The sequence below is a fragment of the Streptomyces sp. URMC 127 genome (genome assembly GCF_051386535.1).
In the GTDB taxonomy this organism is placed as follows: domain Bacteria; phylum Actinomycetota; class Actinomycetes; order Streptomycetales; family Streptomycetaceae; genus Streptomyces.
Genome location: NZ_JBPQTW010000314.1, coordinates 1 through 5,954, shown reverse-complemented (window position 1 = coordinate 5,954; position 5,954 = coordinate 1). Strand labels below are relative to the sequence as shown.

Genomic DNA, 5,954 nt, shown 5'->3' with positions numbered 1-5,954 from the left:
GGCCCCCCCCCCCCGCGTGACATGCTTGGGTCCGTCATTTTGCTGCCGGACCGGGGGAGCCACGGGTCGTGGAGGACAGGGTACGCATCGTCATCGCCGAGGATTCGGTGCTCCTGCGGGAGGGCCTGACCCGGCTGCTGACCGACCGCGGCCACGACGTCGTGGCCGGCGTCGGCGACGGCGAGGCGCTGATCAAGGCCGTCCGCGAGCTCGCGGACGCGGACGCGCTGCCGGACGTCGTGGTGGCGGACGTCCGCATGCCCCCCACGCACACGGACGAGGGCGTACGCGCCGCGGTGGAGCTGCGCCGCCGTCATCCGGGGCTGGGCGTGCTCGTCCTGTCGCAGTACGTGGAGGAGCAGTACGCGACGGAGCTGCTGGCGGGCAGCAGCACGGGCGTGGGCTATCTGCTCAAGGACCGCGTGGCCGAGGTCCGCGAGTTCGTGGACGCGGTGGTGCGGGTGGCGCGCGGCGGCACCGCGCTGGACCCCGAGGTCGTCGCCCAGCTGCTGGGCCGCAGCCGCAAGCAGGACGTGCTCGCGGGGCTCACGCCGCGCGAGCGGGAGGTGCTCGGGCTGATGGCCGAGGGGCGTACGAACTCGGCGATCGCCAAGCAGCTGGTGGTGAGCGACGGAGCGGTCGAGAAGCACGTCAGCAACATCTTCATGAAACTTGGGCTTTCCCCTAGTGACGGGGATCACCGGCGGGTGCTGGCGGTCCTGACCTACCTCCGCTCTTGATCAACTGACGCCTCCTCATCGGCCGGCAGCCGCCCTGGTGGGAGGGGGTCGGCAGCCCGGAGACCTAGCACGAAAGACCTAGAGCGGGCGGGCCGGGCGGGCCACGGCGGCGGGACCGCCAAACCCGCCCGTACCAGGACAAGTGAAAGCTTCACCCTCCGCTTCTTCTTGTGATCCATCCCAGGTGGGCGGGCCCTGCCCACGTACGATGGCGTGGGTAAGCCGGTCGGGCACCACCGTGTGCGCGCCGCCGCCAGAGGGAGGTCCGAAGCAGTGACCAGCCAGGTCAGCAGCCCGGCCGAACAGGCCGTACCAGCCGAGCAGCCGAGCGGGGCCGCGGCCCCGTCGCCCGTGGACTCCGGCCCGCCGTCGGCGAAGGAGGTGCGGCGGCTGGACAGGGTCATCATCCGGTTCGCCGGTGACTCCGGTGACGGCATGCAGCTGACGGGTGACCGTTTCACTTCCGAGACCGCCTCGTTCGGCAACGACTTGTCGACCCTGCCGAACTTCCCCGCCGAGATCCGCGCCCCCGCCGGAACCCTGCCGGGCGTCTCCTCCTTCCAGCTCCACTTCGCCGACCACGACATCCTCACCCCCGGCGACGCACCCGACGTGCTGGTAGCGATGAACCCCGCCGCGCTCAAGGCCAACATCGCCGACGTGCCCCGGGGCGGCGAGATCATCGTCAACACCGACGAGTTCGCCAAACGCGCCATGGCCAAGGTCGGCTACGCCACCAGCCCCCTGGAAGACGGCACCCTCGACGCCTACAACGTCCACCCCGTGCCCCTGACCACGCTGACGATCGAGGCGCTGAAGGACTTCGGGCTCTCCCGCAAGGAGGCCGAGCGCAGCAAGAACATGTTCGCCCTGGGTCTGCTGTCGTGGATGTATCACCGGCCGACGCAGAACACCGAGGACTTCCTGCGCAGGAAGTTCGCGAAGAAGCCGGAGATCGCCGAGGCGAACGTGGCGGCGTTCCGGGCCGGGTGGAACTTCGGTGAGACGACCGAGGACTTCGCCGTCTCCTACGAGGTCGCCCCGGCGACTTCCGCTTTCCCTGCGGGCACCTACCGCAACATCTCCGGCAACCTCGCCCTCTCCTACGGCCTGATCGCCGCCGCCCGGCAGGCGGACCTGCCGCTCTACCTCGGCTCGTACCCGATCACTCCGGCCTCCGACATCCTGCACGAGCTGTCGAAGCACAAGAACTTCGGTGTGCGGACCTTCCAGGCGGAGGATGAGATCGCCGGCATCGGGGCGGCCCTCGGTGCGGCGTTCGGTGGCGCACTGGCCGTCACCACGACTTCCGGACCCGGCGTGGCGCTGAAGTCGGAGACGATCGGGCTGGCGGTGTCGCTGGAGCTGCCGCTGCTGATTGTCGACATCCAGCGCGGCGGCCCGTCCACCGGTCTGCCGACGAAGACGGAGCAGGCGGATCTGCTGCAGGCGATGTACGGGCGTAACGGTGAGGCGCCGGTGCCGATCGTGGCGCCGAAGACGCCGGCGGACTGCTTCGACGCCGCCCTGGATGCGGCGCGGATCGCGCTGACCTACCGCACGCCGGTCTTCCTGCTGTCCGACGGCTACCTGGCCAACGGCTCCGAGCCGTGGCGGATCCCCGAGCCGGACGAACTGCCGGACCTGCGGACTCAGTTCGCCACCGGCCCGAACCACACCCTGGCCGACGGCACCGAGGTGTTCTGGCCCTACAAGCGCGACCCGCAGACCCTGGCCCGGCCGTGGGCCGTGCCCGGCACGCCCGGCCTCGAACACCGCATCGGCGGGATCGAGAAGCAGGACGGCACGGGCAACATCTCCTACGACCCGGCCAACCACGACCACATGGTCCGCACCCGCCAGGCCAAGACCGACGGCATCACCGTGCCGGACATCGAGGTCGACGACCCGACGGGCGGCGCCCGCACCCTCGTGCTGGGCTGGGGCTCGACCTACGGGCCGATCACCGCCGCGGTCCGCCGGGTGCGCGCCGCGGGCGACGAGGTCGCCCAGGCCCACCTGAGGCACCTGAACCCCTTCCCCGCCAACCTCGGCGAGGTCCTGGGCCGCTACGACAAGGTCGTGGTGCCGGAGATGAACCTGGGCCAGCTCGCGACCCTCATCCGCGCGAAGTACCTGGTCGACGTCCGCTCCCACACCCAGGTCAGCGGCATGCCCTTCAAGGCCGCCCAGCTCGCAGACGTGCTCAAGGAGGCCATCGATGACTGAGGCGCTGAAGCTGGTGCCCAAGGCCGAAGCCCAGCAGACGATGAAGGACTTCAAGTCCGACCAGGAAGTGCGCTGGTGCCCCGGCTGCGGCGACTACGCCATCCTGGCCGCCGTCCAGGGCTTCATGCCCGAACTCGGCCTGGCCAAGGAGAACATCGTCTTCGTCTCCGGCATCGGCTGCTCCTCCCGCTTCCCGTACTACATGAACACCTACGGGATGCACTCCATCCACGGCCGCGCCCCCGCCATCGCCACCGGCCTGGCCACCAGCCGCCGCGACCTGTCGGTGTGGGTGGTCACCGGTGACGGCGACGCCCTGTCCATCGGCGGCAACCACCTCATCCACGCCCTGCGCCGCAACGTCAACCTCAAGATCCTGCTCTTCAACAACCGGATCTACGGACTGACCAAGGGCCAGTACTCCCCCACCTCCGAGACCGGGAAGATCACCAAGTCCACGCCCATGGGCTCCCTGGACGCGCCTTTCAACCCCGTCTCCCTCGCGCTCGGCGCCGAAGCGTCCTTCGTCGCCCGGACCGTCGACTCCGACCGCAAGCACCTCACCGAGGTCCTGCGGCAGGCCGCCGACCACCCCGGCACCGCCCTGGTGGAGATCTACCAGAACTGCAACATCTTCAACGACGGCGCCTTCGAACCCCTCAAGGACCGCGACCAGGCCAAGGAAGCGGTCATCCGCCTCGAACACGGCCAGCCGATCCGCTTCGGCGCGGACAACGACAAGGGCGTCGTCCGCGACCGGGCCACCGGCGATCTGAAGGTCGTCACCGTCACCCCGGAGAACGAGGGCGACATCCTCGTCCACGACGCGCACTCCGCCTCGCCCACCACCGCCTTCGCGCTCTCCCGCCTCGCCGACCCCGACACCCTGCACCAGACCCCCATCGGCGTCTTCCGCAGCGTCGACCGGCCCGTCTACGACACCCTCATGGCCGACCAGCTCGAAGCCGCCATCGAGCAGAAGGGCAAGGGCGACCTCGGCGCCCTCCTCGCCGGCAACGACACCTGGACGGTGGTCGGCTAGCCGCGCCGCTCACAAAGACACCGACGCCGGACGGGCCGATGATTCGGCCCGTCCGGCGTTTTGCGCGCCCCCGGCGGGGCGTCACACGGCCGGACGCCCGGGCAGGCGCTCTCATATGGATATGGCCGACCCCGACGTCACGTCCCCGCCCGCCGTCCGCGACCGGCTCGCCTACCGCGTGAAGTGCCGGCTGCTCGGGCCGCCGCTCGTCACCGAGCAGCTCGCCCGCGAGAAGCTCGGCAACCCCCTGGCGCTCGGCGTGCTGGCCTCCGACTGCATCTCCTCCACCGCGTACGGCAGCGAGGAGATGCTGCGCATCCTCGTGCCCGTCGCCGGGGCCGCCGCGTTCACCCTGCTCATGCCGGTGACCGGCGCGATCCTGCTCGTGCTGCTGCTCCTGACGCTGTCGTACCGCGACGTCGTGTCCGTGTACACGCGCGCGGGCGGCTCGTACGTCGTCGCCCGCGAGAACTTCGGGCCGCGCGTCGCCCAGATCGCCGCCGTCGCCCTGCTCGTCGACTACATCGTCACCGTCGCCGTGCAGACCGCGGCCGGCACGGACGCGCTGATCTCCCTGGCCCACCTCACCGGCGAGGGCTACACCGGCATCGACCACCTCAAGCTCCCCATCACCATCGGCGTCGTGGTGCTGCTGATGTACGGGAATCTGCGCGGGATCCGCGAGGCGGGGCGGGCGTTCGCGGCGCCCGCGTACCTCTTCATGCTCGCCGTCGCGCTGATGCTCGTCGTCGGCCTCGTACGGGCGGCGGGCGGCGGACTGCCGCACGCCGACCTGCACGCCACCGGCGTCGTGCCGCTGGGCCACGCGCACGACGGCTGGCTCTACGGCGTCCCGCTGTTCATGGTGGCGCGCGCCTTCGCCAACGGCGGCTCGTCGCTGACCGGCCTGGAGGCCATCTCCAACAGCGTCTCCGTCTTCCGCACCCCGCAGGGCGTCAACGCGCGGCGGACGCTGACCGCCATGAGCTGCGTCCTCGGCACCATGGTCCTGGGCGTCTCCGCCCTCGCCCACTTCACGCACGCCGTGCCGTACGCGGACGGCAACCCGACCGTCCTCGCCCAGGAGGCCGACCTCGTCTTCGGCACCGGCTGGGCGGGCACCGCCGGGCTCGTCTTCGTCCAGCTCGCCACCGCCCTCATCCTCTACACGGGTGCGAACACGCCCTTCACCGGCTTCCCCTTCCTCGCCAGCTTCGTCGCCGAGGACCGCTTCCTGCCCCGCAAGCTGATGCGGCGCGGGCACCGGCTCGCCTTCTCCAGCGGGATCGTCTCGCTCACCGTCGTCGCGCTCGCCCTGCTGCTCGTCACCGGCGCGAACGTCGACAAGCTCGTCGCCCTCTACGCGATCGGCGTCTTCACCGGCTTCACCATGGCCGCCGCCGGGATGACGGCGCACCACTGGCGGCGGCGCGAGAGCGCCTGGAAGGTCTGGGTCAACCTGGCGGCGGCCGTCGTGTCGGCCCTCGTCGTCGTCATCTTCGCCGTCACCAAGTTCACGGAGGGCGCGTGGCTGGTCGTCGTGGTCTTCCCGCTCGGCGTGTGGGCGCTCATCCGCATCAACCGCGAGTACCGCGAGGAGGCCGCGGCGCTGGAGGCGATGGCGCCGTTCACCGACGACGAGCCGCGGTGGCGGCGGCACCTCGTGTACGTCCTCGTCGACGTGCTCGACCTCGCCACGGTCAAGGCGCTGCGGTACGCGCACGAGCTGCGGCCGGACGAGGTGCGGGCCGTGCACTTCGCCATCGACGAGACGCGGGCGCGGCGGCTCGCGGCGCGGTGGGAGGCGCTGCCGGGCACGAACGTGCCGCTGGAGCTGGTCGAGTGCCCGGACCGGCGGCTGCGGCACGCGGTGGCCGGGCTCGCCTCGCGCGTCACGGCCGACGGGACGACGGCCCTGACGCTCCTCGTGCCGAGGCGCACGT

The 5,954-nt window shown here is 71.0% G+C and carries 4 protein-coding genes; all 4 read left to right on the top strand.

The window, feature by feature from the left end:
- The first annotated feature begins 68 nt into the window (after window positions 1-68).
- Window positions 69-740, top strand: a complete 672-nt coding sequence (locus tag ACSNOH_RS32865; RefSeq protein WP_436725110.1) for a response regulator transcription factor — start codon at window positions 69-71, stop codon at window positions 738-740.
- 273 nt (window positions 741-1,013) lie between these two features.
- A complete protein-coding gene (locus ACSNOH_RS32860) occupies window positions 1,014-2,969 on the top strand; it encodes a 2-oxoacid:acceptor oxidoreductase subunit alpha (protein WP_436725109.1) in 1,956 nt (651 codons plus the stop codon).
- Window positions 2,962-4,011 (top strand): 2-oxoacid:ferredoxin oxidoreductase subunit beta, encoded by a 1,050-nt coding sequence (locus ACSNOH_RS32855; RefSeq protein WP_436725108.1) that lies wholly within the window; start codon window positions 2,962-2,964, stop codon window positions 4,009-4,011. Before ACSNOH_RS32860 ends, ACSNOH_RS32855 begins: the two co-directional genes overlap by 8 nt.
- A 121-nt stretch (window positions 4,012-4,132) precedes the next feature.
- A partial coding sequence (locus ACSNOH_RS32850; RefSeq protein WP_436725107.1) for an APC family permease occupies window positions 4,133-5,954 on the top strand: 1,822 nt, incomplete at its 3' end.